Consider the following 24,009-nt stretch of genomic DNA (forward strand, 5'->3'; position numbering starts at 1 on the left):
TTTTCTACCTGATGAGGGGCCAAGGGGCCCCACTGTCGTTCATCCCGCTTACGAGAAATCTTCTAAGTAGGTGTACCCCTTAATCCCCAACTGTAACTCTTCCAGAATTGAAGCACGTTCATCTTCAGCAATATGAGTATTCACCAGCTCTTCATAGGTACGCATAAAGGACACCGCATCCAGGTTGACGTAACGCAAAACGTCCGCCACCGTATCGCCTGCCAGCACGGTTTCAATGTTGGATAAACCATGCTCATCCACCCGGACAACCGCCGAATTGGTATCACCAAACAGATTGTGCAAATCGCCCAAAATTTCCTGATAAGCCCCGACCAGAAAGAAACCTATCAGATAAGGGCTTTCAGCGCTCCATGCCGGTACCGGCAGTGTGGTTTCAATCCCCTGGCCATCCACATATTGGTCCACCGTGCCATCGGAGTCGCAGGTGATATCCAGCATCACGGCGCGGCGCTCGGGCTGTTTATCCAGGCCGCTTAATGGCAACACCGGAAACACCTGATCAATCCCCCAGGCATCGGGCAGGGACTGGAACAGGGAAAAGTTGACAAAAAACTTGTCTGCCAGTTTTTCATTGAGCTCGTCAATAATGGGGCGATGATAACGATTTTTGGCGCTCATCAAGCCTTGCAGCTCATGGCACACCCGCAAGTTGGTTTGCTCCGCCCAGGCCCGCTGCTGCAGGCTTAACTGCCCCAGCGCAAACAATGAATGGGCTTCGGCCAAATCTGATTGGGTGTCATGGAAAATCTCAATCAGGGCACGGGAGTCGCCCCGTTCACGGATATCACACAACGACTGCCACATGTTATGCAGCAACTGCGGGGCATCAGCGGTCGGCGCGGTGATCACTTCCGGCAAATAGGCTTCGGTGCCAATCACGTCGGCAATCAGCACGGCGTGATGGGCGGTCAGGTAACGACCGGATTCGGAAATGATCCGTGGCACCGGCTGACCATACTCCTGACACACGTCATTCAGGGCGCTGACGATATTGTTGGCATACTCCGTCAGCCCATAGTTCATGGAGTTGTTGCTCTGGCTGCGGGTACCGTCGTAATCCACCGCCAGGCCGCCGCCCACATCAAAACAGTTAATACCGCAACCCAACTGGCGCAGTTCGCAGTAAAAACGGGCCGCTTCACCCACCCCGTGGCGAATGTCGCGAATGTTGGCAATTTGGGAGCCCAGATGGAAATGCAGTAACTGCAGCGATTCCAGCATGTGGTTTTGCTGCAGTTCGTCAACCACTTTCAATACCTGGGCGGCAGACAAACCGAATTTGGATTTTTCGCCACCACTGGCCTGCCATTTGCCTTTGCCCTGAAACGCCAAACGGGCACGCAGCCCCAGCCGCGGGGTGACGCCCAGCTCACGGGATTCCCGCAGGACAATTTTCAGCTCTGACAGCTTTTCCAGCACGATATACACTTTATGGCCGAGTTTTTCGCCAATCAGTGCCAGACGGATATATTCTTTGTCTTTGTAACCGTTACAGATAATCACCGAGCTGGCTTTTTGCGCCATGGCCAGTACCGCCATCAATTCTGGCTTACTGCCGGCTTCCAGTCCCAGCTGCGGAACGGTTTTACTGGCCTGGCTGGCGAGGATTTCCTCCACCACGGCCTGTTGCTGGTTAACCTTGATGGGATATACCAGCAGATAATCATCCGCGTATTCGTAACGCTCAATGGCCTGGTTGAATGCCTGGCACAGGTTGTCTACCCGCTGACACAAAATTTGCGGAAAGCGCACCAGCACCGGCAGATTCACCCCGGCTTTCACCATGTCTTTTGCCAGCTCATTCAGACCGATGCCATGGCCGCTGGCAGGATCAGGCGACACGGTAACTTCCCCCTGATCATTCACCCCGTAAAAACCCTGGCTCCAGTACGCGACATTGTAGCCGTTGCGAGCATCATTAATTGACCAATCACTCATGCTGTTATCAACCTGTCAAAAAGAGTTATCGAGCCACCGTCATTGCTGACGCCACGGCTTGTTCAACGTATGCCGGCAAGGCAAAACTTGCCTGATGTAATGCGGGAGTGTAATAACGGGTGGCAATGGCTGCCCGCTGAAAACGTTCCTGCAACAACGCCAACGGTAACTGCCGGGCATGCACATCATCCGTGGCCCAGGCAAATACCATGCTTCCGCCCACGTAGGTAGGCACCGCCGTTTGATAAAACCAACAATCTTTCACATAGGTGCTCATGCGTCGCACGGTATCTTGCACTTCATCAAGCTGCATGAAGGGCACACCGTTTTGCGCCACAAAAATCCCTTTTTCAGACAGGCAACGCTTACAGCCGGCATAAAACTCAGAGCTGAACAGCACTTCACCCGGTCCCACCGGATCGGTGCAATCGGAGATGATCACATCGAACTTGTCCTGACAATCACGTACAAATGCCAAACCGTCGGCAATCACCAAATTCACCCGCGGGTCATCAAAAGCCCCAGCAGAATGCTGCGGCAGATACTGCTTGCACATGTCGACGACGGCGCCATCAATCTCCACCATGGTGATGGTGTCAATATCCTGGTGCTTGACCACTTCCCGCAACATGCCGCCATCACCGCCGCCAATAATCAGCACTTTGCGAGCGGCACCATGAGCCAGAATGGGCACATGGGTTAACATTTCATGGTAGACGAATTCATCCCGCTCCGTGGTCTGAATCACCCCATTAAGCGCCATTACCCGTCCCATCTGGCGATTTTCAAAAATGCTCAGATGCCATTGGGGCGTTTTCTGTTCATACAGCATTGAATCAATTTCAAAATATTGGCCGTAAGCTGTATGAAGCGTTTCTAAATATTGTTGTTTCCCTTGCATCTCACCTAATCCAGAACAACGGATAAAAAAACGGGACAAATAAACCCGGCCCAATCACTTTTCAGGCAAAGGACCGGACCAGACATCGCTGCATTGGCAACGGTTTATTCAATGGGGATTATTGGCCTCTTCACGGCCAGAATTGATACGGATAAGCGTGAGGTGTTTCAGCCCTAAATCGTCATAATTGAAGCTGACTGGAAATAGGTTCGAGGGCACCTTGCGAAAAGATGCGGCAAGTAAATGGTTGTACATTAGCTAAAGACCCTCTTAACCCCGTGGCGGTGTGACCCATGCGGCACGGTTAATGACCCATAAACCATAAAACCCAACTACCCGTGTAGTGCCAGGGCATACCTGCGGTACACCTGCAAAACGGCGCAATTAAACCTTGCTATGGCTGATAATGCAAGCAGGAATATCAGTTTATTGTACAGTTTTTAACACAGTAACAAGCCACCTGCCATCACGCAATTAAAATGATACAAAATACATGAATTAATTCATTGTGTTAGCCATTATTACAGGATTTTACCTTGTCACGTTTAGCCGCCGTTTTCTGCCCCTGCGAACAGCAGATAACTTGCGGCATACAATAGCGCTGCGCATCATCGGGCGCTTACGGTATAATCCGCCCCAATATTGCCCAAACGATAACTGAGACAATCATGGCCGAACTCGGAAAATACAGCACATTAGAAGTCATTAAACTGGTGGATTTTGGCGTCTACCTCAATGCCGGCGCCCTCGGACAGGTGCTGCTGCCAAAAAAATATGTGCCCCAAGGCTGTCAACTTGGCGATCAGGTAACGGTTTTTGTCTATCTGGACTCGGATGACACCCCCATTGCCACCACCCAGAAGCCTCTGGCACAGGTAGGCGAATGCGCCTATCTCAAAACCGTGGCAACCGGGCCTTACGGGGCCTTTCTTGACTGGGGGCTGGACAAGGACTTGCTGCTGCCCTTCGCCGAGCAGCGCAAACCCGCTGAAGAAGGCCGCAGTTATCTGGTTTATGTGCACCTTAACCATGCCGATGAACGGATTGTGGCATCTGCCAAAATTGACAAGTTTATTGACAAAACGCCGCCTCGTTACCAAGAGGGGCAAGAGGTGAACCTGATTATCGCCGGCACCTCTGACTTGGGCTACAAAGCCGTTGTTGAACACCGCCATTGGGGGGTGATTTATCAAAATGATGTCTTTCGCAAATTACGTTTCGGGCAAAAGCTGAAAGGCTATATCAAGCGGGTCAGACCCGACAACAAACTGGATATCACCTTGCAAAAAGGCGACAGGCAGGAGCTGGACCGTCAGGCACAGCAGGTCATGCACAAATTGCAACAGGCGGGCGGCTATCTGCCATTGGGAGACAAAACCGCTCCGGAAGTGATTTACGCCGAGCTGGCCATGAGCAAAAAAGCCTTTAAAAAATCGATTGGAGGCTTGTTTAAAGCCGGGAAAATCAGTATTGATGATGACGGCATCCGCCTGAACTGAACATCATCAGCCGTTGCCCTTTTGCCCATCATCAAGGAGCGCCCATGACACTGGACAGTATTGAAGCACGCATTATCGGTTGTTTGCTGGAAAAAGAGAGCACCACGCCGGAGCAATATCCCCTGTCACTGAATGCACTGACACTGGCATGCAACCAAAAAACCTCCCGGGAGCCGGTGATGAACCTCAGCGACAGTGAGGTGCTTGACGGGCTGGGGCGACTGCAGCAAAAACGCCTGGTCACGGAAGAAACCGGGTTTGGCAGCCGGGTCAGCAAATACCGCCACCGTTTTTGCAACACCGAGTTTGCCGATTTGCAATTTTCGCCGCCGCAGTTGGCCATTGTCTGCCTGTTGCTGCTGCGCGGGCCACAAACCGCTGGAGAGCTGCGCACCAGGGCCCAGCGCTTATATGAATTTGCCAATATCGGCGAAGTGGAAACGCAACTACAGGCATTGCAGGCACAAACGCTACTGCACCAGTTACCCCGGGAAGCCGGCAAACGGGAAGTCCGCTTTGGTGAGCTGTTCAGCGAAGCCGGCACCACGCCAGCCCCCGTGCCCGCTACAGTGGCTGATGAACCGCTAGCGCTGCGGGTGCAACAGCTTGAACAACAGGTAGCGGAACTAACCCGCCTGGTAACCCAATTACAGCAAGCCATTGAGTAACATGGCTATCCGCCATCCTGATTATCACCACAACAGGGAGCTTTACGGGCATGACAGCGCACATTACACATCCCGGGCTTTGGGCGAATATCCGCCAATTGGCCTTTTTTGAGTTACAGCGTTTACTGTTACAACGACGGGGATTACTGGCGCTACTGACCTTTGCCCTGCTGTGGGTGCTGATCCTTGCCTACCCCATCAGACGCGCCGCCACCTTGATGACGGATCCGAGCATACGCGATCTTGCTGCGGCGCTGGACAACGCCCTGCTGACGCAGCTTTTCAGCTGGCATGTGCCGGAACTTGCGGTGTACTGGGGCGCCTCACTGTTTTTGTTCCCGCTTTTTTGCATCATGCTGGCCGCCGGGCAGTTTGCCGCCGATCGCCAACGGGGAACCCTGCGCTTTTTAACCCTGCATTGCAGCCGAGAGGCGTTGTTCTTCGGCCGTTTTCTGGGAATGATGCTCATCCAGCTACTACTGCTGTTACTCACCATTGGCGCCACCTTGTTACTGGCCTTAATGAGAGAGCCGGCCCTTACCGGCGTCTCCATCACCGATGCCTGGTGGATTGTGCTGAACCTGCTCATCATCCTGCTGCCCTACACCGCCCTGATGTCGGTGTTGTCGCTGCTGGCCAGCTCCAACCGCCAGGCAACCATTTACGCGGTGCTGTTTTTCACCGTATCGGCCATTGTGCTGCCCATACTGGATTACACCCTCCCCGAGTTGGGCTTTTTGCACTATCTGGTGCCGGGGATGCAAACCGACGGATTACTGACCATCAGCCCGAAATTGGCACTTGCCAGTGCTCCTCTGCCCATTATCCAGTCCATTGCCTACCTGACATTGGGGCTGTTACTGCTAAAACGGGGTGATCTATGAAATTGTTGCAATGCCGGAAGCTCAGCAAGCGCTACAGCGACAAACTGGCACTGGATAATGTCAGCCTGCAGCTCGATAGCGGCAACCCCATTGCATTGGTGGGCCCCAATGGCGCCGGTAAAACCACGCTGATGAGCCTGTTGCTGGGGTTTATCAAGCCCAGCAGCGGTGACATCCGTATTTTCAATGCGCCGCCCGGCAGCCCCAAACTGCTGGGCAAGGTAAGCGCCTTGCCACAGGATGCAGCCCTGGACCCGGATTTCAGCCTGCTCAAGCAACTGTCCCTTTATGCCCGCTTGCGGGGATATCACGGCAAGGCCGCCGAGCGCGAAGCCCAGCGGGTGCTGGCACTGGTGGGGTTGAGTGATGTGGCCCATGCCCTGCCCAAGGCCCTCAGCCATGGCATGGGCAAACGGGCAGCCATCGCCCAGGCATTGTTGGGTCGTCCCAAACTGGTATTGCTGGATGAACCCACGGCTGGGCTGGATCCGGCCAATGCCCGCAAAGTCCGCGAACTTATCAGCCAGCTTTCCGGTGACATCACTTTTGTCATCAGCTCCCACAATCTGGAAGAGCTGGAGAAACTCTGCAGCAAAGTGTTGTATCTGGATCAGGGCAAACTGGGGCAAGCAGTGGATTTGGCCACAGCGGATGCCCAGTCCTACCTGACGCTACAAATGCAACCCTGCGACATGGCTGCGCTGCGCACCCAACTGCTACGGTTAACCGGTGTGGAGGCCATTCAGCCCAGCGGCCAGCAGACGTTGATTATCAAATACCAACCCGAGCAAAACCCGGCGCTGGATATACAGTTATTGCAATTTCTGCAGCAGCAACAGCTCACCTACCGCATGCTACTCAATGGCCGCACCCTGGAAGATCAACTGTTTTCCTGAGCAAAGCCTTTGGTTATATCGGCGTGATGGAAACATCACGCCATGGGGGTCATCTTATTGAAAGGATGCCGCCTTAAACCCAGTGATGAACGCTGACAAGGACATTCCATGGCATTTTCTGACGAGGAAAAAAACGCGCTTTTATCAGTCAAGGGAGTTGGCCCTACGGTGATAAAACGGTTTGAGGAGATTGGCATCCATAGCCTTGCTGAGCTGGCGACTTTTGATGTGGATGAGATAGCCCAAAGGGTTGCCGCCATGCTGCAAACCACCTGCTGGAAAAACAGCCCCCAAGCCCGGGCGGCAATTCAGGCCGCCATTTTACGGGCCAAAGCCGGGTTGTAACCCATCGGCCCCTGATGCAAGCACACCATCACGCAATAGCTGACCACAAGATGACTGACGACTGATCGCAACGGTCACCTGGCAACGCCTGCCATTCCGCCATATGGCGCCAGTACGCCAAACCGTCAGCAGCGGTTGTATACCGCGGATTATCAATCCTATTTTTCCTCTTCAGGCGCCTTGTCATCGAACAAGGGCTCTGCCAGCTTGCTGCCGCAATAACTGCAATAGTGGGCGTGATGATCGTGGCCGCTGGTCAAACAATGGGTACAGCGGCGCAAATCCCGCACCCGGCCGATTTCCTGACCGATTTCAGCGGTCAAAATACCGGTGGGGATGGCAATAATGGAGTAGCCCAGCAGCATGGTGAATGCGGCTATCGCCTGCCCCAGCTCGGTTTGCGGGGTGATGTCACCATACCCCACAGTAGTAATGGTAACAATGGTCCAGTACACCGCCTTGGGAATGGAGCTAAAACCGTGTTCAGGGCCTTCCACCACGTACATCACGGCGCTGAGCACCATGATGATGAGGCTCACCGAGAAAAAAAAGATGAACACCTTGCGGCTTGACATCATCATGGCCCGCAACAACATGTTGCCTTCACTGAGATAACGCAGCAGTTTCAGCACCCGAAATACCCGGAACAAGCGCAATACCCGGATCACCAGCGTCAGGTTGGCCCCCGGAATGAGCAGTGCCAGAAAACTTGGCAGCACGCTGAGCAAGTCCACCAGCCCGTAAAAACTGCGGGCGTATTTCCAAGCGTTTGCCGAGCTGTATAAACGCAGCGCATATTCAATGGCAAACAGCAGGGTAAAAAGCCATTCCAGCCACAATATCAGGGTGCCAAAACGCTGATGCACCGCTTGCACTGTATCAAGAAACACCAGCGCCACACTGCAGATGATGCAAATGATCAGACCAATATCAAACGCCCGACCAGCAGGGGTTTCGGTGCCAAAAATGATGGTGCGCAGTTGCACCTTCAGGGAAACCGTGTTGTTTTGTGATTCCTGAGTCATTGTCCCATTCCTAAATATCCGTGAGCTACGCCGCCCGCTGCCATGCTTTTGGCGACCAAGGCTTCTATCATGCGCGGCTTTTCGGTTATGATGCCTTCATCACTTGGCATTATTTCATAATAATAAATTTTCCATGTCCAAATGCACGCAACGGTTGTTACTGTCACTCTGCGCCTTGTTTAGTCTACCGCTGTTAGCCCAACCGTTGGTTGATCTGGTAGTGGTTAACAAATCCCGCTCCCAATTGCTGTTAATGAGCCAGGGCAAAGTGCTGCAACAATATGCCATTGCCATGGGCGACATGCCAATGGGCCACAAGCAGCAAGAAGGTGACCAGCGCACTCCCGAAGGGCGTTACATTCTGGACTACAAAAAAGCGGACAGTGCCTATTACCGCGCCATTCACATCTCTTATCCCAATGATGAAGACCGGCTTCGCGCCAAAGCCCTTGGGATCAATCCCGGCGGGCAAATCATGATCCACGGGCAAAATCCCCACAGCGAGCTAACGCCGGAAGAAGCCCAGCAATATAACTGGACCAACGGCTGCATTGCGGTCACCAATCGGGAGATGGATCAGATATGGCGTTTGGTACAACCCGGCACCCCCATAGAGATTTGGCCTTAATTCATGACTGACTATTCAAGCCTGATGGCAACCTTTCCGCAGTTTGCCGAAAAAATGCAAACATTCATCCACACACTGGGGTTTGAAAAGCTCAGTTGCTGCGATCATGTGGCGTTGCGGGTTAACAGCCTGGCAGCCGCCGAGCGGTTGCAGCAGGCTTTTTTGCAACACGCAACGCTCCTTTCCGACAAACAGATTAATGGCCGCCCCATTTTGATCTTTCACCTGCACCAGCCGCTCATGTTAGGCCAATACCGCATTCCCTGTGTGGAGCTGCCCTACCCCAAGGATAAAACCTATCCCAATGAAGGCTGGGAACACATCGAGCTGGTGCTGCCCTGTGCCGCCAGCGACTGCGAAACCCTGCAACAGGCGTTACAAACAGCCATCCCGACACTTTGTGCAACATTACAACAGCACCCGGACATAACCCTCAAATACAGCAGCCCGGCAGGCAAGGATGAACGGCTTGCCAATCCCACCCTTGCCTTTAAATGGCAAGGACTGTGCATTAAGGTGCACCCTCATACCATTGCCGATATCATTGCCAGCGAGCAAGCCGCGCGTTAAGGGTCCAAGGCATCACATACCGGTGGCGACTCATGTTGGGTATGCTGCCCGGTATTGACCCTTTTTTTCTCAAATCATCAGCACTTCTCGAGCTGCGCCCTATCGCAGCATGAAACAAATCCCCCCTGACCAGTAGACTTTGGTGTAACGCCCTGCAGAAAAAACTTGCATAGCGTCACCCATGCGCTAATCTGTCACATATCCATTAGATTTTTCTTATGGAATAGTCATCCGGTCCTGGCCGCTGCGCTCAGGGCATATAAAAAAAGAGAGGATAATAATGACTAACGTAGTGGTTATCGGTGCCGGACTCGGGGGCGTGTCCGCCGCATTTGAGCTGAAACAACGGTTACCCGCAGACTGCCAGGTAATGGTAATTAACGAACGGCCGGATTTTCAATTTGTGCCGTCAAATCCTTGGGTCGCGTTGGGGGAACGCACCACGGATGAAATCAGTTTGCCGCTGGATACTTACCTTGGCAAACGCGACATCGCTTTTTCTGCCGCTGGGGTCAGCACCATTGATGCCCAAAACAAGGAGCTGACACTGGGAGACGGCAGCAAACAACATTACGACTATCTGGTGATTTGCACCGGTCCAAAACTCAACTTTGACGCCATTCCCGGCAGCGGCCCACACCAGTTTACCCAATCCATCTGCACCGCATCCCACGCCGAAAAAGCCTATGAAGCTTACCAGCAACTGAAACAGGAACCCGGCCCGGTGATTGTGGGGGCATTCCAGGGCGCCAGCTGTTTTGGCCCCGGTTATGAGTACCTGTTCTCCCTGGACAGCGCCCTGCGCGCCGCCAAAATCCGCCAGAAAGTGCCTTTGCTGTTTGTTACCAGCGAACCTTACATCGGCCACATGGGATTAGGGGGTGTAGGTGACTCCAAAGGCTTGATGGAGCACGAGTGCCGCAAGCGGGACATCAAGTGGATTTGCAATGCCAAAACCGTCAAGGTGGACGACGGCGTGATGCATGTAGAGGAGCTTAACCGCAAAGGTGAAGTGGAGTTAACCCACGAGCTGCCGTTCAAAATGTCCATGATGCTGCCGCCATTTATCGGCACACCGGCAGTTGCCGCCGTACCTGAGCTGTGTAACGACAAAGGCTTTGTGATCACCGACAAATACCAGCGCTCCGTAAGCTATCCGGAAATTTACGCCGCCGGGGTATGTGTGGCCCTGCCGCCCATGGAGTCTACACCTGTGCCAGTGGGCGTGCCCAAAACCGGCTTCATGATTGAATCCATGACCACCGCCATTGTGGACAATATCCTCCACGCCCTGAATGACGAGCCGCCCCAAACCGTTCCGTCACTTAATGCCATTTGCCTGGCAGACATGGGCGATAAAGGCGCCGCTTTTGTGGCCTTGCCGCAAAACCCTCCCCGCAATGCCAACTGGACTTCCATGGGCAAATGGGTGCATCTGGCCAAAATCGCCTTTGAAAAATACTTCATGTACAAAGTGCGCCGGGGTACCAGCGAACCCATTTACGAAAAATATGTGCTTGGCGCCGTAGGGGTTCACCGCACCGAGAAAAAAGATCAGTAATCTGGCAGCAGTGCTGCGTCCATTAAAAAGCACCGAACATGTTCGGTGCTTTTTATTTTGTCCATCACAAGCCGTCGCAAACGCGCGGGTTAATGCTGCACTTTTCCCTGCGCTTTTCCCTGTGCTTTCGCCTTGGCCTGTGCCATGGGCGGCACCAGGGTTGCCGCATCCAGCCGCATCTGATACCAGTTAATGCGCCAGTCAAGGTGCGGCCCGTTGGCTCTGCCGGTAGCGCCCACCTCAGCAACGGCCTGCCCTTGTGTCACCCGGGTTCCCGGTTGCAGATACAGTTTGCTCAGATGCAAAAAGGTGGAGCTTACCCCATAGCCATGATCGATAATCAGGGTGCCGCCGGAATAAAACATGTCCGGCACGGCCAATGTCACCACCCCATCGGCAGGCGCCACCACTACGGTACCGGTTTTGGCCGCCACATCCACGCCATAATGGGGATTGCCCGGTTTGCCGTTATAGATGCGCTGGCTGCCGTACACTCCGGAAATCCTGCCCGTCAGTGGCCAGATGAAATCACTGGCAAAACCTGTCTCGTCTGAGGAGATGCCCCGCGCCGCTTTTACCATCTTGCTGTCTTTGGCCGCCCTTGCCAGATTGGCCGGATCAGGCTGCATGATTTTTTTGCTGATCCCATTCACCTTGGAAATCCGGTACTGGCGTTTATCAAGGGTTAACTCACGGCTGTCAATGCGGCCATCGGGATAAGTCACCCTCAGCGTATGCTGCAACGCCGCATCCCTGGCAAAGCCAAAAACAAAATGCCCAAGAGGGCTGACTTTCAGCGTTTGATCATCCAGTCGCACTTCTGCCCCGGGCATTGTCACGCCGCGAACCAATGCCCCCTGGGTCATTTCCCCTTGCAACTGCAAAGGTGCTTTATCTGCTGCCAGCGCCGTAAGCGGACACAACAACACGCAACCCCAGGCAAACCGTTTACACCATCCCATACTTCACCACTGCTGTTTGTTAACGATACATCGAATCCACGCCGATGATTCACCGGCCATTTATTTGCCAACCATTGATTTACTCGCCATGGCAATGGCGCCCTTGCCTATCCCTTCAAAAGCCATCACCCGGTAATCGTGACCCGGCGCTTTTTGCTGCTGGGTATTGGCCATGAACTGGGCCAGCAGCTCAATGGTGGTATCGTGGGGCAACACGTCGCAACATGCGCTGGGCATGGCCAACTGGAACTCCCCTTGGGGCGCGGTGTAACGAAATCCCAGATGGGTGTCATCATTAATCCGACATTGGGGCGACAGGCTTAGTTGGCTCACTGGCACCACATCGTCCATGCTACCCAGATAAATGTCCTGCCAGCGCGCTGCCCAGTAGCGCTCCCATTGCGGCGCGGCCATGCCGTCTTCAAACACCTTTACCGGACTGCGATGGCCGTGGGCAATGCGCTGACAATTGCCGTCATGTTTTTTCAGGCCATGGCTGTAATGATAAAAAGGGCCATCAAGCAACTCATTGCGCAACGTGAGGCTGATGTTATCCACATTGTCCGGCAGGGCATCGCGCAGCGCATTCAGCAAAAATTCGTTCACGCTGTCAAAATCAATCAATTCGCTGGGCAACAAGGCAAAGGCCTGAGCCGGGCAAGCCAGATGCATGCTGCCTTTTTGGCTGGCAAAATCAATCCATACCGTGTCATTTTGCTGTTGCCAGCGCAATGCGCCACACGCCGTGGGTACCAGCAAGCGGTGATCTGCCACCTCATCTATCACCCGTTTTATGGTGCGTTTCACCTTGCCAAAATCCAGCACCATGTTTTGCGGGTCCAACCCGCCTTCCAGCAGTACGTCCACTATCCAGCTTTCGCCCACCATGCCCCGCAACGGGCACAAGTAGGAAAAATCCATTACCGTCAAATCGTTTACAAATAGCTGCATGTTTACTCCCGGGCAGAGATACAGTCCGCACTGAGTTGATCCAGACACATTGCAGCAGACAACCATGCCAGTGGCTGCAACATGTTTATTTTTTTGTGCTGCTTTTTCAAAGAGCCACAGCATTTTAACTTCTATTCCGTTATTATAACCAGGTCACGGACAAACTTAAGAATGTAAGACAGGTACTCTATGAAAACCCTTATATGCAACGCGCAACTGGTGAACGAAGGCACGATCACCAGTCAGGATCTGTTGATTGAAAATGGCCGCATCAGCAAGATTGCCGCGCAAATCACGGCTCCGGCAGACGCGACGGTTGTCGATGCCCAAGGCAAATATCTGCTACCGGGGATGATCGACGATCAAGTGCATTTTCGCGAACCCGGCTTTCCTAACAAAGGCACCATTGCCAGTGAATCACGGGCAGCCGTTGCTGGTGGTATTACCAGCTTTATGGAGATGCCTAACGTTAATCCGCAAACCACCAATCTACAGGCATTGGAAGACAAATACAGCCGCGCCGCCCAAAGTTCGCTGGCAAACTTTGCCTTTTATCTGGGCGCGACCAACGACAACCTGGAAGAGATTAAACGGCTTGACCCCAACCAGGCTTGCGGCGTGAAAATTTTCATGGGTGCCTCCACTGGCAACATGCTGGTAGACAACACCGCCACCCTGGAAGGGATTTTTGCCAATTCACCGGTGGTGATTGCCACCCATTGTGAAGACAGCCCCACCATTGCCCGCAACGAAGAAAAAATGCGCCAGCAATACGGTGACAAGGTCCCCGTATCACTCCATGGCGAAATCCGCTCCCGGGAAGCCTGCCTGAAATCTTCACGTCTGGCCACTGAACTTGCCATTCGCCATCAGGCAAGGCTGCACGTATTGCACCTGACCACCGCCGATGAACTGTATCTGTTCCAGCCAGCCAAAAAGCTGGCGGATTTGAAAGGCGCCAACATTACCGCCGAAGTCTGCGTGCATCACCTGTTTTTCAACGACAGCGATTACGCCCGCCTTGGCAGCCAAATCAAGTGCAACCCGGCGGTTAAAACCCGGGCGGATCAGCTGGCGCTGCAACAAGCGGTGAATGATGACATCCTGGACATTATTGCCACCGACCATGCACCCCACACCTGGGATGAAAAACAGGCCGACAGTTATTTCAAAATGCCATCGGGTTTGCCGCTGGTACAGCATGCCCTGCTAAGCTTGCTTGACCTCCATGCCCAGGGGATTTTCTCCCTGGAAAAAATCGTGCAGAAAACCAGCCACGCCATTGCCGAACGTTTCGAGCTGAAAGAGCGGGGTTATCTGCGGGAGGGTTACATGGCGGATTTGGCGCTGGTGGATCTGGCCACGCCCTTTACCGCAACCCGGGAAAACACCCGTTACCATTGCGGCTGGAGCCCCTTTACCGGACATCAGTTTGCTGCCAGCATTGCCGGCACTTGGGTAAACGGCATCCACAAGTTTGACGGCAACCGTTTTGTGGACAACACCGTGGGTGAGCGCCTGCAGTTCAACCGCAAGCGCTAAGTTACCGATTACCCAACAAAAAAGCAGGCCATGCATGGCCTGCTTTTTTCATGAGTCAACACCGGTATTGCCTTACAAACCCTGCAAGGCGTTTTCACAGCCGGCTTAATGGCTTTTCAAACGGCGATCCAGCTGATCCTTGAGGTTGGCCGGTACCCCTTTAATCACGATGGTGTCGGAAACCGGATCGTAAATCACCCGTTCACCCAGATGGGTGCTGTCAAAGCTCAAGGATACCCCGCCGCCGGTACCGGAGAATTTTTTCAGTTGCCGCAACGTGGATTTATCCGCCGGGAAATTTTCTTCCAGCTCGTATTCGCCCTGCACGGCAAAATCGTAAAAAGAGTCCATGCCGGATTCTGCCAGCTCATCGGCCAAATCCTTAAGCTGCACATCCGTGCCGGTTTCCGCCTGCTCGCTGCAATAGTCAAACACCCGGTTGCGGCATTGCTGGCGTTCATCCTTGGTTAAATCGCCCTCCGCCACAAAGTCTTCCACCACTTGCATCAGCTGTTTGCTTTGCTGCTTGGCATTGACCCCTTCCACGCAGCCCATGAAGTCCAGGAAAAAGTCCGCCACTTTGCGCCCGGCGCGTCCTCGCACAAACGAGATGTATTTGCGGGAATCGCTATCGCGCTGCCATTCGGTCAAGTCAATGCGGGCGGCCAGTTGCAGGTTGGCCAAATCCAGGTGATCATTTTGCGTCAGCTCCATGTCATCCAGCACGGTCATGGACGATTTGGCATTGAGCAACGCCACGAACAGGTAATCGGTGGCCATGTGCTGATACAGCGCCAGCAGCAAAAATCCGCCCTGACTGAAATCGTATTTTGACAACTCGGCCTGCAGCAGCTTACCGGCAGAGGCGGAAAACTCCACAAATCCCAGCTCGTTGGCAAGATAGGACTGCAATGCGGTTTTAAAGGCAGGATTGGCTTCACCGTCGTCACCGTGAACGCCAAAAAAGCCGAAGCCTTTGCCGGCCTTGGCGGAATAGGTCTGATGCAGCTCTTCAACCATGGTTTCTACCGCGGCGCCGTTAAGCAATGGCTGGGGGCGCAGGCGGCAGTTTAACTGACCTTCACTGTTTTGGGTGATAGCGTGAATAATGGCTTGTTCGACGTGAATACTCATGGGCCTTCGTAGTGCTACTCTGTGGTAAATCCGGTATTATATGCCGCTATTCTACCCATGAGTGAAACATTTTCATATGCCGATTCAATCCAAATACAGCAATGCCGAAGTTGAAACCCTGATTGCCGAACTGCTGGCGGTGCTGGAAAAACACCAGGCGCCCACCGACCTGAGCCTGATGGCGCTGGGCAATACCGTGTCACACCTGTTATCCACCAAAGTGCATGCCGGTTCACGTCAGGCACTGGCAGAACAATTTGCCAAAGCGCTGACCAGTTCAGTGCGTTAACTTGTAGCAAGTACTGGTATCATTTACCTAAAAAACCGTAAGATACACAAGTAACTGACAATATTCGGAAGCGAAATGGTGGAGCAGAAAAAACAACCGGCTCGGGATAAAGTGTCGCGCCTTATCAACTGGGGACACTGGTTTGCTTTTTTTAATGGCCTTCTGGCCATGCTGGTGGGTCTGCGCTATCTGCAATCACAAAGCCTGCCGGACTCCCTGGTAAGCTGGGGTTATCTGACCATCAGCACCATCGGCCATTTCAGTTTCCTGTCCTTCATCATTTACTTGGTATTGCTGTTTCCGGTAACGCTGTTACTGCCCTATTCCCGCATTTTGCGGGGGTATGCCGCCATTGTGGCCAGCATTGGCCTGTATGTATTGCTGTATGACACCGTGGTCTACCAGGACTACGGCATGCACCTTAACCCGTTTGCCTTTGACCTGGCCTGGGCCGATCTCAACAGCCTGTTGCAGGGGCCGTCGTTCATTATCATGCCGGTGCTCATTCTCATCATCGAGCTGATAGCGGCCAACGCTCTGTGGAAACGCATTGAACGCATTCAGCGCCGCAACTGGGGCAATAAACTGGTGGTATTGATAAGCTGCTGTTTTATCGGCAGTCACCTGATGCATATCTGGGCTGATGCGGCGGATGTCACCGAAATCACCCGCTTTGATGACAGCTATCCCATCTCCTACCCGGCCACCGCCAAAACCTTCATGGAAAATCACGGGATTGACGGCAGCAATAACCCGGACATCAAGGTGGAACGCAGCCTCAACTATCCGCTGCAACCGTTACAATGCCATGCCGACAACCATCCCAACGTACTGCTGGTGGCCATCGACAGCTTCCGGGCCGATCTGGTTGATAATCAAACCATGCCGTTTTTGTACAACTACAGCCAGAAAAACCAGACCTTTACCCGGCATTTCAGTGGTGGCAACCAGTATCATAGCGGCATGTTTTCGCTGCTTTACGGCCTGCAGGGCAGTTATATTGATGCGGTGGACCTCAACTACACCAGCCCGCTGTTCACCCAAACCCTGAAACAACAAGGCTACCAATTGGGACTGTTCACTACCGAAAGCCAAGTGAGCCATCCCAAACCCAAAGCCATTTTTGACGATTTCACGCCCCATTTGGCCGCCAAAACCGGCGGCAGCGCCCTGAGTGACATTGCCAGCATTGATGCCTTTGGCCAGTGGCGACAACAACAAAACGAGCCATGGTTTGCACTGCTGAACCTGAAATCCCCGGAAGATTACGACACCCCGGTAGGCTTTTTGGGCATCCAGACCGTAAAACCGGCAATGCCCCTGAAACCGGCGGAAAAAGTGCTGTTTAACCAGTATCGCCAATCCCTTAATTTTGTAGACCAGCAATTACAACGGCTGCTGGGCGCCCTGCCGCAAAACACGGTTGTGCTGATAACCGGCGTCAACGGCAAACTGTTTACCAGCAACGGGGATGAAGCCAGACGCAACATCTCCCCTGCCAATGTACAGGTGCCGTTGGTGATCCACTGGCCCGGTAGCGTTAACAGCACGGTGAATTACCGCACCAGCCATTACGGCATCGTGCCCACGCTCATGACCCAGGTACTGGGCTGCACCAATCCGGCAACGGACTACAGTGCCGGGCGGCACCTGTTGCAACCGGATGACAAAAGCTGGCTCTACATAGGTGACAACCGGTTTTTTGCCATCTATCAGCAACAGGAGATTACCGTGATAGACCGTCACGGCAAATACCGGATTTATGACAGCCATTACCAACACCGGCTGCGCAAGAAAATGAGCGCACCGGAAATGATTGATGTCATGCAGGAAGGCCGCCGCCTGTACAGCCATTAACCGTATCGGTCATGGCATCGGCAAAAAGCACACAAACTAGGCAGTTAGCTGCACTAAACGCATTTGCCACTTGCACTGCTTCATCGCTCTTGATAAAGTTCTGCCTCGTTGAGCAAGCCACTGCGCGGTTAGCTAGAAACAACACATTCGGTATGTAGCGCAGCCCGGTAGCGCACTGTCATGGGGTGTCAGGGGTCGGAGGTTCGAATCCTCTCATACCGACCAAATAACTTACTGAAAAGCCTAGCAATTATCGCTAGGCTTTTTTGTTTAACCACCCTACTCGCAAAACTCTCGCGAAATTCCCGCGAAACCTAACATCAAAATGATGCAAAAATGGCGTAATTAATCCCCGTTCCAGCCCCTTCTTAAACCACATCTGGCCATGTAGCCCCATGAGCAAACTGAATAGTTATTACCAATACCAGTGATAAGAGTTTTACCTCGTTTATCTCTTTAAAGATGCAAGTCAGGGGTACCTTCGGAAAAAGGTAATCTTGGTAACCTTTTTTAAAACATCAATATTTTCATATGATTATGGAATTTTAAAAAGGTAACTAAAAAGGTAACTAAAAGGGTAACCAAAAGGTAATCTGGTTACCCTTTATGGCTTTGTTTCCTAAATCGGTTGAACTAAAACGGTAGCCGCTGATCTGATCGGCATAACCTATCAACTAACCCCTTAACCGTGCCAAAACCTCGCTATAAAATAACTAACTGGAAGCAATACAACCAAGCCCTAATCAATCGTGGCTCGCTGACCTTCTGGATTGATGAGGACGCTATAGCCCAGTGGAAAGCCAAGGCCGAGCAACTTGGAAAAGGTCGCCCTCGCGTATTTAGCGACTTAGCCATTACCACAGCGCTGATGGTTAAACGTGTTTTCGCTATGCCACTGCGAGCGCTGCAAGGCTTTATTAATTCGGTATTTCAACTAGCCCAGGTACCACTTACTTGCCCACATTATACTTGCATCAGCAAACGTGCAAAAACTGTCAAGATTGCTTTTAAAACCAAGACTCGCGGCATCATTGAGCACTTGGCTATCGACTCGACAGGCTTAAAGGTTTACGGCGAAGGCGAGTGGAAAGTGAAAAAACATGGCACAGATGGCAAGCGCCGTGTATGGCGTAAGCTGCATATTGCTGTGGATACGCATAGCCATGAAATCATCGCCGCAGAACTGAGTTTATCCGGTGTAATAGACGCTGAAGTCATGTCGAATTTGCTCAAGCAAACCCATCGCAAAATCCGCAATATCTCAGGTGATGGTGCTTACGACACAAGAGCCTGTCACGATGCAGTTCGTAGAAAGCAGGCTTTGGTACTCATTCCACCGAGGGAAGGCGCCGCGCTCTGGGAACAAGGTCATCCGCGTAACTTAGCGGTCAGTTGGCAACTGCTTCATGGTTCAAATAAACAGTGGAAAAAACGGTATGGTTATCATCGGCGGTCAATCTCAGAAACAGCAATGTACAGAGTGAAGCAACTACTTGGTGGCAAATTGAGCCTGCGAAATTATAACGGTCAGGTAGGAGAAACTTACGCGATGATAAAGGCGTTGAACAAGCTCACAGGGCTAGGCATGCCTGAAACTCACTGTGTAGTATGATCTTTAAACAATTATGATGGATTTGTTCGCTGAGTCGATTTAGGAAACAAAGCCGCTGTGTGGTGGAGGAGATAAAGGCTCTAAGAAACAACAGCAAGCTGACATTGCCACGGCTAAAGACTACTGGCAAGACTGGCAACAACGGAGTAAGGAGGAGTAACTCATGCGAGACAGAAGTCACGATGAAGCCATGGCTGAGGTCTTCAAAAAGGATCCTCAATATGCCATCGATATGCTCAACAGCATTTTAGAAGACGGCGAATTAGATGAACTGCTGATCACCTTACGCCAAGTGTCATTAGCATTCGGCGGTTCGCGCAACGTGGCCAAAAAGGCTGGCGTTAATGAAACTCAGATCTACCGAATGCTTTCTGAGAAAGGTAACCCCGGCATCCGCAACCTAAGCGCAATCTTAGGTGCGATGGGAATGCGTTTGGCCGTAAAACCCATTAGCCAACATGTCGCGTAAACAAAAGCCCCGCACATGTGGGGCCTGTGATATCTACAAAGCAGAATCTGATGCCGTGTTGCTTAATCGTACACAAAGGGGCTGTGGTACTGTTTTTAAAGCAAACTCAGGCATAAGCAAAGACGAAATACTCGAGATTTTAAAAGCAGTCCGAACTAAACGTTAACTCAGCCAAAAATTATAAATACCGGAAACTAACCCCACGGGTAACAACATCATAAAGGCAAAGAGCCCCAAGCATCCGCCTAAACATCCCGACAGTTGTTTTTTCCTTGCTAACATTTCGGCTTCATTAATAGGCTGGAAAGCCTGTTTAGCATCATCTATACGCTTACTTAAAAGTCGCTCAGAAGAAACAACCATGTCCCGACTGTCACAAGGCACTTTATCCGTTACCAATGCCAATTCACCTTTGAAGGCATGAACCGTGTACCTGTAGTTGCCATTTGAAAAGGTGTTTTTCTCAAAGCTAACACCAAGAACGGCATTACAACCGCACTTCTTTGCAAGTTCTTCTATATACGTTCGCCCTTCTGCGGGGTCTTTAAAAAAGCGCGTGGCTATTGGCAAGCGCAACACCACATTCCCATGCCTTGGCGAGCGGTCTTTAGTTGCAAAAAAGTCAACCAAGCGGTCCCGGATGTAAACTTCAGGTATAACCACTTGTTTGGCTGATAAACCTTTAGGTGTTGGCATGGGATCAAATTCCACGACAACATCCTTGAGTAGCTTTGACTCAGCATTTTTATCAACTAGCGCTGACACGTGCAAAAAATAGCTCTCGCCATCATCCCCATTAATAAAACCAAATTTTTTTGATGATACGTAAGAAACAATCTTTCCCTTCACTACTCTGTCCTATTTTATTTTCAAATATTTCCACAGTGGAATGCCAAAACCTTTAGCGACCTCGCGTGCCTCTGTTTTGGTGCAGTAACCAATCACGTTAACAACTTTCAACGCTGCAAGCCATTGGCCTAAAATTAACCATTTGCAGGCGTTAAACTATAGAAAGCAAAAAACCCGCATAGGCGGGGTTATATGAAAATTTAGCTATAGCCTAACTAAACAATTTCTGAATTGCAGGACTAAAAACTGCCCCAAGAATTGCTACAGCTATCGAAACTCCCGTAACAATTGCCGTCACTTTGATGAGTAAAGCGTTATGCTTATCTTCAAGGACTTTTAACGATTTTGAACCATCTCTAATTGATTCTTTCATTTCCATATGAACTGAGGCATTTCGCTCATCAGAAGCTTTTATATCAGCCCTTAAATTAGACACATCCGATTTTACATCTAATCTATGAGATTGAAGATCTTGGCGGATGTGCTCAAGTATACGAGTAATCTCATCCTTATTCGACTTAACTTGTTCCGAACTCGTTTTACTAATGTTATAAACTTCGGATAATTGCACTTTCACATCTGTAAACTGTTGAGTAAAAGTTGTTGTAAACTGATTATGTTGGTTTATTAACCAACTCATTTGAGTTGTTACTGTAGCTCCTCCAGACTCTTTTGAGGAGGTGTTAATTGACCATTTTCCAGTTCTTGCGCCATTACCGAACCTTACTTTCCAACCAATCCCAAACTTGAGGATTTTGCATGCCCCAATATGCATTCACAGGAGTGATAAGAATGCTTGTGTTATTCGATTCTTTTCCTTGGAAAATTTTATTAAAAACTTCTTGTGGCAAATTGGTGTCAGAATCGCTCACTAGCCATACGCTCGCGTCATATAACTTTATTTTCTTATCTCCCGGATAGGCTGCATCAAGCTTACTTTCCAACTGGAAAGATTGGTGGGACGAGGGAGCAGTAAGACAAAAAACAGCCATAAAAATTCCTTAAAAATGGCCTAAGCAAGCGGTAGCTTAAGCGTTATAACACTTAAATGTTATAACAACGAATCCCTACGTACCACTAGTATCAGTAATATTTTTATCAACTTACTGACACTGAAGACCTCATCACTCATTCCCTGCCTTCTGTTCCGGCAGGTTCAGTTGTTTCTCCCCCATCTTGGTTTCAAACACATAACGGGCGAGTTCTAGTACACGGTCGAATTGCTCTTCACTGATGGGGAAAAACTGTAAGCGGTGCCCGGTCACGAGTATTTCGCGCATCATCGCGTCAAAGCCATCGGCATCAACGTGACCATGCTTAAGCGCATCGCGGTCAAATCGACTGAAATAGTCCGGCACAGCCAACATCCAGGGCTCAATCCAGGCGCGATTAGGTAGCATCTGCAGCACTTTACAGGCATTTTCAAGTTTTTCGATGGAGGGGTTAGCGGTGCCTTTGCGCATGGCGATGAAGTATGAGTAATCAATCTGGATGCCCTGACGCTGCGCCTGTTCAACCAGCTCCCGCATTTTGGTATTGCCAAGCAACACATCCATATTTTTAGCGACAATATCAATGATCATTGTGCGTTCCTGTTTACGCTCTTGTGCCTGATAGCGACACAGTTTGAATATATTCCATTTTATACACAATTATCCTAACAAACGCACCTTATCCGCCATCTAACTGTAAATTCGGGTAAATCCGTCACATCTCAGATCAAGTTCAAGCATTGAACCGATACTAAAATTAGAATATATTCACATTATTGTGATTATATCCAATTTTACTTTATGACCACTCAACAGATCCGCCAGCATCTACTGCAGCTACATCGACAACGGGGCAAGCTGCGGGCCTTTGCAGAGGCGCACCAGCTTAATTACAACTCGTTGTTTAAGTTCATGACCGGCAACGGCCAACTCTGGCACGACAACGCGGTACACATCATTAACGCCATCCAGGCAGAACAACTCCAGGAGGCCGCATGAGCAAAGGTAATGGCAATGGGATGTATTGCCCCAACTGCGGCGCCAGAGCTTTTTTACGGCGTACCAAACAAATGAGCGACCATATCCGCGAACGCTTGTATGTGTGCGGCAATATTGAGGGCGAAAAGCCCTGCGGTATGTCGTTTGTGGCGATAGAAGAAGTGCAACGGATGGTAGTGCCGCCGGCAGAGCTTTATCCCGGTAAAACTGCGCTCCCTATGAGCCGCTGCGCACAGCGCTTATACGGACAAACAAAAGCCCCACATGATAGCGGGGCGATAAGATGAAATTATTAATGTCAGTTAAGCGCTCTAAGTACATGCTCAGGATCACGCTCAATCAATCTGAGCAAGGTTTTAGCTGGGCCTGTGGGTTCGCGGCGCCCCTGCTCCCAATTGCGCAGAGTACCAATATTCACATCAATCAACTTGGCAAATTTGCTCTGAGTGAGATTGGTTTTTTCGCGAATGCTCTTGACCTTAACCGCCATAACAACCGCCTCGCGGGAAGGTTCGCGTTCGCCTTTTACAATTTCGTCCATCTGCTGCACGCTAGCCAGCAGTTCTTCAAACAGTGCATCGTTCATATCACCACCTCTCAACGATCGCTCTTAGCAGTTTTTTCTGTTCAGCCGTTAAATCTTCCTGTTCGTTTTTCGGGTACATCATCAGTAACCGAATGTGGCTTAACAGCTCAACATGATAATAAATCACCCTTACCCCACCCCGTTTACCACGCCCGGGCATTTGCCAACGCAGTTTTCTCAAACCACCAGTACCTTGGATTACTGGCCCCGCTTCGGGGTTATCAGCCAGGTATTGCTGCAACTCTCGGTACATATCGTCGGGCATCAATTCTTTCACCTGACAGGTGAAGAACTCCGTTTCAATAAACAGCATGGGCAACAAAACTAAGTCAATGGCGTACTTTGGGGTAAGTATGTCACTGGCGTACAAAAAGTAAAGAAATTTTCGGAAATCACTTTACAAACATCAGCGTTCAAAAAGCTGCTGTTCAAATTTTTCAGGTAAAGATTGTGAATATATTCAAAACTTTTCTATTGCAGCCTCAAAGATCCAATGTAATAATTCTGAATGATGGTCTAACCAACCATCAAAGCAGGTGGACTAACCCCCCGCATGCTGTGACGTACAAGGACAATCGCGAAAACCATCTCCCTTATACCTGCGTAAAGCGCAGGTATATCCCAACGCTTTATGCGGTATTTGGGGGCATGGACCGGGAGCCTAAGAAAACGCCCCCAACGCGCCGTGTCCTTGCGGCGCAGGTTTGCGGCTACCCGGTCCACCTTGGTTTGTTTAAATCAAGGACACTCGCAATGTTATTTACATTTCTTATCGCCTATCGCGACCAAAAACTCGCGCAGCTTACTGGTAATCCCCCCGAAAATTAACAG

At 51.1% G+C, this 24,009-nt stretch carries 27 protein-coding genes and 1 tRNA gene; 16 read left to right on the forward strand and 12 right to left on the reverse strand.

Annotated elements, in window-relative coordinates; genetic code table 11:
• Positions 1-48: 48 nt before the first annotated feature.
• Both speA and speE read right to left on the reverse strand, forming a co-directional pair.
• Complete coding sequence (gene speA / locus ACIDEJ_RS08625) at positions 49-1,959, reverse strand: biosynthetic arginine decarboxylase (protein WP_411987669.1); 1,911 nt, start codon at positions 1,957-1,959, stop codon at positions 49-51.
• Positions 1,960-1,984: 25 nt separating this feature from the next.
• A complete protein-coding gene (gene speE / locus ACIDEJ_RS08630) occupies positions 1,985-2,860 on the reverse strand; it encodes a polyamine aminopropyltransferase (RefSeq protein ID WP_411987670.1) in 876 nt (291 codons plus the stop codon).
• A 668-nt stretch (positions 2,861-3,528) separates the two neighbouring features.
• Between speE and ACIDEJ_RS08635 the strand changes: the two genes are divergently transcribed.
• The 5 genes from ACIDEJ_RS08635 (at position 3,529) to ACIDEJ_RS08655 (ending at position 7,152) form a co-directional block, all read left to right on the forward strand.
• Positions 3,529-4,359 carry a CvfB family protein gene (locus tag ACIDEJ_RS08635; RefSeq protein WP_411987671.1) on the forward strand — a complete coding sequence of 277 codons (831 nt, stop codon included), beginning with the start codon at positions 3,529-3,531 and terminating at the stop codon, positions 4,357-4,359.
• Between the two features lie 44 nt (positions 4,360-4,403).
• Complete coding sequence (locus tag ACIDEJ_RS08640) at positions 4,404-5,027, forward strand: YceH family protein (protein WP_411987672.1); 624 nt, start codon at positions 4,404-4,406, stop codon at positions 5,025-5,027.
• A 50-nt stretch (positions 5,028-5,077) separates the two neighbouring features.
• Positions 5,078-5,911, forward strand: coding sequence for an ABC transporter permease subunit (locus ACIDEJ_RS08645; RefSeq protein WP_411987673.1), 834 nt, complete (start codon positions 5,078-5,080; stop codon positions 5,909-5,911).
• Entirely contained in the window at positions 5,908-6,807 is a 900-nt protein-coding gene (locus ACIDEJ_RS08650) for an ABC transporter ATP-binding protein (RefSeq protein ID WP_411987674.1), read from the forward strand. Before ACIDEJ_RS08645 ends, ACIDEJ_RS08650 begins: the two co-directional genes overlap by 4 nt.
• Positions 6,808-6,915: 108 nt before the next feature.
• Positions 6,916-7,152: a helix-hairpin-helix domain-containing protein gene (locus tag ACIDEJ_RS08655; RefSeq protein ID WP_411987675.1), complete on the forward strand. Its 237-nt coding sequence runs from the start codon at positions 6,916-6,918 to the stop codon at positions 7,150-7,152.
• Positions 7,153-7,310: 158 nt separating this feature from the next.
• Here the strand turns inward: ACIDEJ_RS08655 and ACIDEJ_RS08660 are convergent, their stop codons facing one another.
• Positions 7,311-8,177 carry an ion transporter gene (locus ACIDEJ_RS08660; protein ID WP_411987676.1) on the reverse strand — a complete coding sequence of 289 codons (867 nt, stop codon included), beginning with the start codon at positions 8,175-8,177 and terminating at the stop codon, positions 7,311-7,313.
• 133 nt (positions 8,178-8,310) lie between these two features.
• On the opposite strand from ACIDEJ_RS08660, the gene ACIDEJ_RS08665 reads away from it, so the two are divergent.
• The 3 genes from ACIDEJ_RS08665 to ACIDEJ_RS08675 all read left to right on the forward strand — a co-directional run bounded on the left by ACIDEJ_RS08665 (position 8,311) and on the right by ACIDEJ_RS08675 (position 10,936).
• On the forward strand, positions 8,311-8,805 hold the full coding sequence (locus ACIDEJ_RS08665) for a L,D-transpeptidase family protein (RefSeq protein WP_411987677.1): 495 nt from the start codon (positions 8,311-8,313) through the stop codon (positions 8,803-8,805).
• Positions 8,806-8,808: 3 nt separating this feature from the next.
• Entirely contained in the window at positions 8,809-9,375 is a 567-nt protein-coding gene (locus ACIDEJ_RS08670) for a VOC family protein (protein ID WP_411987678.1), read from the forward strand.
• 280 nt (positions 9,376-9,655) lie between these two features.
• Positions 9,656-10,936, forward strand: coding sequence for an NAD(P)/FAD-dependent oxidoreductase (locus ACIDEJ_RS08675; RefSeq protein WP_411987679.1), 1,281 nt, complete (start codon positions 9,656-9,658; stop codon positions 10,934-10,936).
• A gap of 89 nt (positions 10,937-11,025) precedes the next feature.
• Here ACIDEJ_RS08675 and ACIDEJ_RS08680 read toward each other — a convergent pair whose 3' ends face one another.
• Both ACIDEJ_RS08680 and ACIDEJ_RS08685 read right to left on the reverse strand, forming a co-directional pair.
• Positions 11,026-11,898, reverse strand: a complete 873-nt coding sequence (locus ACIDEJ_RS08680) for a M23 family metallopeptidase (protein ID WP_411987680.1) — start codon at positions 11,896-11,898, stop codon at positions 11,026-11,028.
• A 60-nt stretch (positions 11,899-11,958) separates the two neighbouring features.
• On the reverse strand, positions 11,959-12,849 hold the full coding sequence (locus tag ACIDEJ_RS08685; RefSeq protein WP_411987681.1) for a 6-pyruvoyl trahydropterin synthase family protein: 891 nt from the start codon (positions 12,847-12,849) through the stop codon (positions 11,959-11,961).
• Between the two features lie 189 nt (positions 12,850-13,038).
• Here ACIDEJ_RS08685 and ACIDEJ_RS08690 point away from each other — a divergent pair, with 189 nt between their 5' ends.
• The gene (locus ACIDEJ_RS08690; protein ID WP_411987682.1) at positions 13,039-14,391 is read left to right on the forward strand and encodes a dihydroorotase; all 1,353 of its coding nucleotides are present in this window, start codon (positions 13,039-13,041) and stop codon (positions 14,389-14,391) included.
• A gap of 105 nt (positions 14,392-14,496) precedes the next feature.
• Here ACIDEJ_RS08690 and yejK read toward each other — a convergent pair whose 3' ends face one another.
• The gene (yejK, locus tag ACIDEJ_RS08695) at positions 14,497-15,525 is read right to left on the reverse strand and encodes a nucleoid-associated protein YejK (protein WP_411987683.1); all 1,029 of its coding nucleotides are present in this window, start codon (positions 15,523-15,525) and stop codon (positions 14,497-14,499) included.
• A 76-nt stretch (positions 15,526-15,601) separates the two neighbouring features.
• Between yejK and ACIDEJ_RS08700 the strand changes: the two genes are divergently transcribed.
• The 5 genes from ACIDEJ_RS08700 (at position 15,602) to ACIDEJ_RS08720 (ending at position 19,752) form a co-directional block, all read left to right on the forward strand.
• Positions 15,602-15,814, forward strand: a complete 213-nt coding sequence (locus ACIDEJ_RS08700; RefSeq protein ID WP_411987684.1) for a YejL family protein — start codon at positions 15,602-15,604, stop codon at positions 15,812-15,814.
• A 75-nt stretch (positions 15,815-15,889) separates the two neighbouring features.
• Positions 15,890-17,671 (forward strand): DUF3413 domain-containing protein, encoded by a 1,782-nt coding sequence (locus ACIDEJ_RS08705; RefSeq protein ID WP_411987685.1) that lies wholly within the window; start codon positions 15,890-15,892, stop codon positions 17,669-17,671.
• A gap of 148 nt (positions 17,672-17,819) precedes the next feature.
• A tRNA-Pro gene (locus ACIDEJ_RS08710) sits at positions 17,820-17,896 on the forward strand.
• A gap of 463 nt (positions 17,897-18,359) precedes the next feature.
• On the forward strand, positions 18,360-19,283 hold the full coding sequence (locus ACIDEJ_RS08715; protein ID WP_411987686.1) for an IS5 family transposase: 924 nt from the start codon (positions 18,360-18,362) through the stop codon (positions 19,281-19,283).
• A gap of 163 nt (positions 19,284-19,446) precedes the next feature.
• Positions 19,447-19,752: a helix-turn-helix domain-containing transcriptional regulator gene (locus tag ACIDEJ_RS08720; protein WP_411987687.1), complete on the forward strand. Its 306-nt coding sequence runs from the start codon at positions 19,447-19,449 to the stop codon at positions 19,750-19,752.
• Positions 19,753-19,914: 162 nt separating this feature from the next.
• Here the strand turns inward: ACIDEJ_RS08720 and ACIDEJ_RS08725 are convergent, their stop codons facing one another.
• The 4 genes from ACIDEJ_RS08725 to ACIDEJ_RS08740 all read right to left on the reverse strand — a co-directional run bounded on the left by ACIDEJ_RS08725 (position 19,915) and on the right by ACIDEJ_RS08740 (position 22,184).
• Complete coding sequence (locus tag ACIDEJ_RS08725) at positions 19,915-20,601, reverse strand: cold-shock protein (RefSeq protein ID WP_411987688.1); 687 nt, start codon at positions 20,599-20,601, stop codon at positions 19,915-19,917.
• Positions 20,602-20,812: 211 nt separating this feature from the next.
• Positions 20,813-21,241 carry a hypothetical protein gene (locus ACIDEJ_RS08730; RefSeq protein WP_411987689.1) on the reverse strand — a complete coding sequence of 143 codons (429 nt, stop codon included), beginning with the start codon at positions 21,239-21,241 and terminating at the stop codon, positions 20,813-20,815.
• Between the two features lie 73 nt (positions 21,242-21,314).
• Positions 21,315-21,593, reverse strand: coding sequence for a hypothetical protein (locus tag ACIDEJ_RS08735; protein ID WP_411987690.1), 279 nt, complete (start codon positions 21,591-21,593; stop codon positions 21,315-21,317).
• A 132-nt stretch (positions 21,594-21,725) separates the two neighbouring features.
• The gene (locus ACIDEJ_RS08740) at positions 21,726-22,184 is read right to left on the reverse strand and encodes a hypothetical protein (RefSeq protein ID WP_248954344.1); all 459 of its coding nucleotides are present in this window, start codon (positions 22,182-22,184) and stop codon (positions 21,726-21,728) included.
• Positions 22,185-22,394: 210 nt separating this feature from the next.
• On the opposite strand from ACIDEJ_RS08740, the gene ACIDEJ_RS08745 reads away from it, so the two are divergent.
• Together ACIDEJ_RS08745 and ACIDEJ_RS08750 are read left to right on the forward strand one after the other, a co-directional pair.
• A complete protein-coding gene (locus tag ACIDEJ_RS08745) occupies positions 22,395-22,592 on the forward strand; it encodes a hypothetical protein (protein WP_213681922.1) in 198 nt (65 codons plus the stop codon).
• On the forward strand, positions 22,589-22,879 hold the full coding sequence (locus ACIDEJ_RS08750) for an Ogr/Delta-like zinc finger protein (RefSeq protein WP_411987691.1): 291 nt from the start codon (positions 22,589-22,591) through the stop codon (positions 22,877-22,879). The genes ACIDEJ_RS08745 and ACIDEJ_RS08750 overlap by 4 nt, the downstream gene beginning before the upstream one ends.
• A gap of 11 nt (positions 22,880-22,890) precedes the next feature.
• On the opposite strand, the gene nadS is transcribed toward ACIDEJ_RS08750, so the two are convergent.
• The gene (gene nadS, locus ACIDEJ_RS08755; protein ID WP_213681924.1) at positions 22,891-23,178 is read right to left on the reverse strand and encodes a NadS family protein; all 288 of its coding nucleotides are present in this window, start codon (positions 23,176-23,178) and stop codon (positions 22,891-22,893) included.
• Between the two features lies 1 nt (position 23,179).
• Entirely contained in the window at positions 23,180-23,491 is a 312-nt protein-coding gene (locus tag ACIDEJ_RS08760; RefSeq protein ID WP_411987692.1) for a hypothetical protein, read from the reverse strand.
• Between the last annotated feature and the right edge of the window lie 518 nt (positions 23,492-24,009).

This window comes from Shewanella mytili (genome assembly GCF_046765975.1).
Classification (GTDB): domain Bacteria; phylum Pseudomonadota; class Gammaproteobacteria; order Enterobacterales; family Shewanellaceae; genus Shewanella; species Shewanella mytili.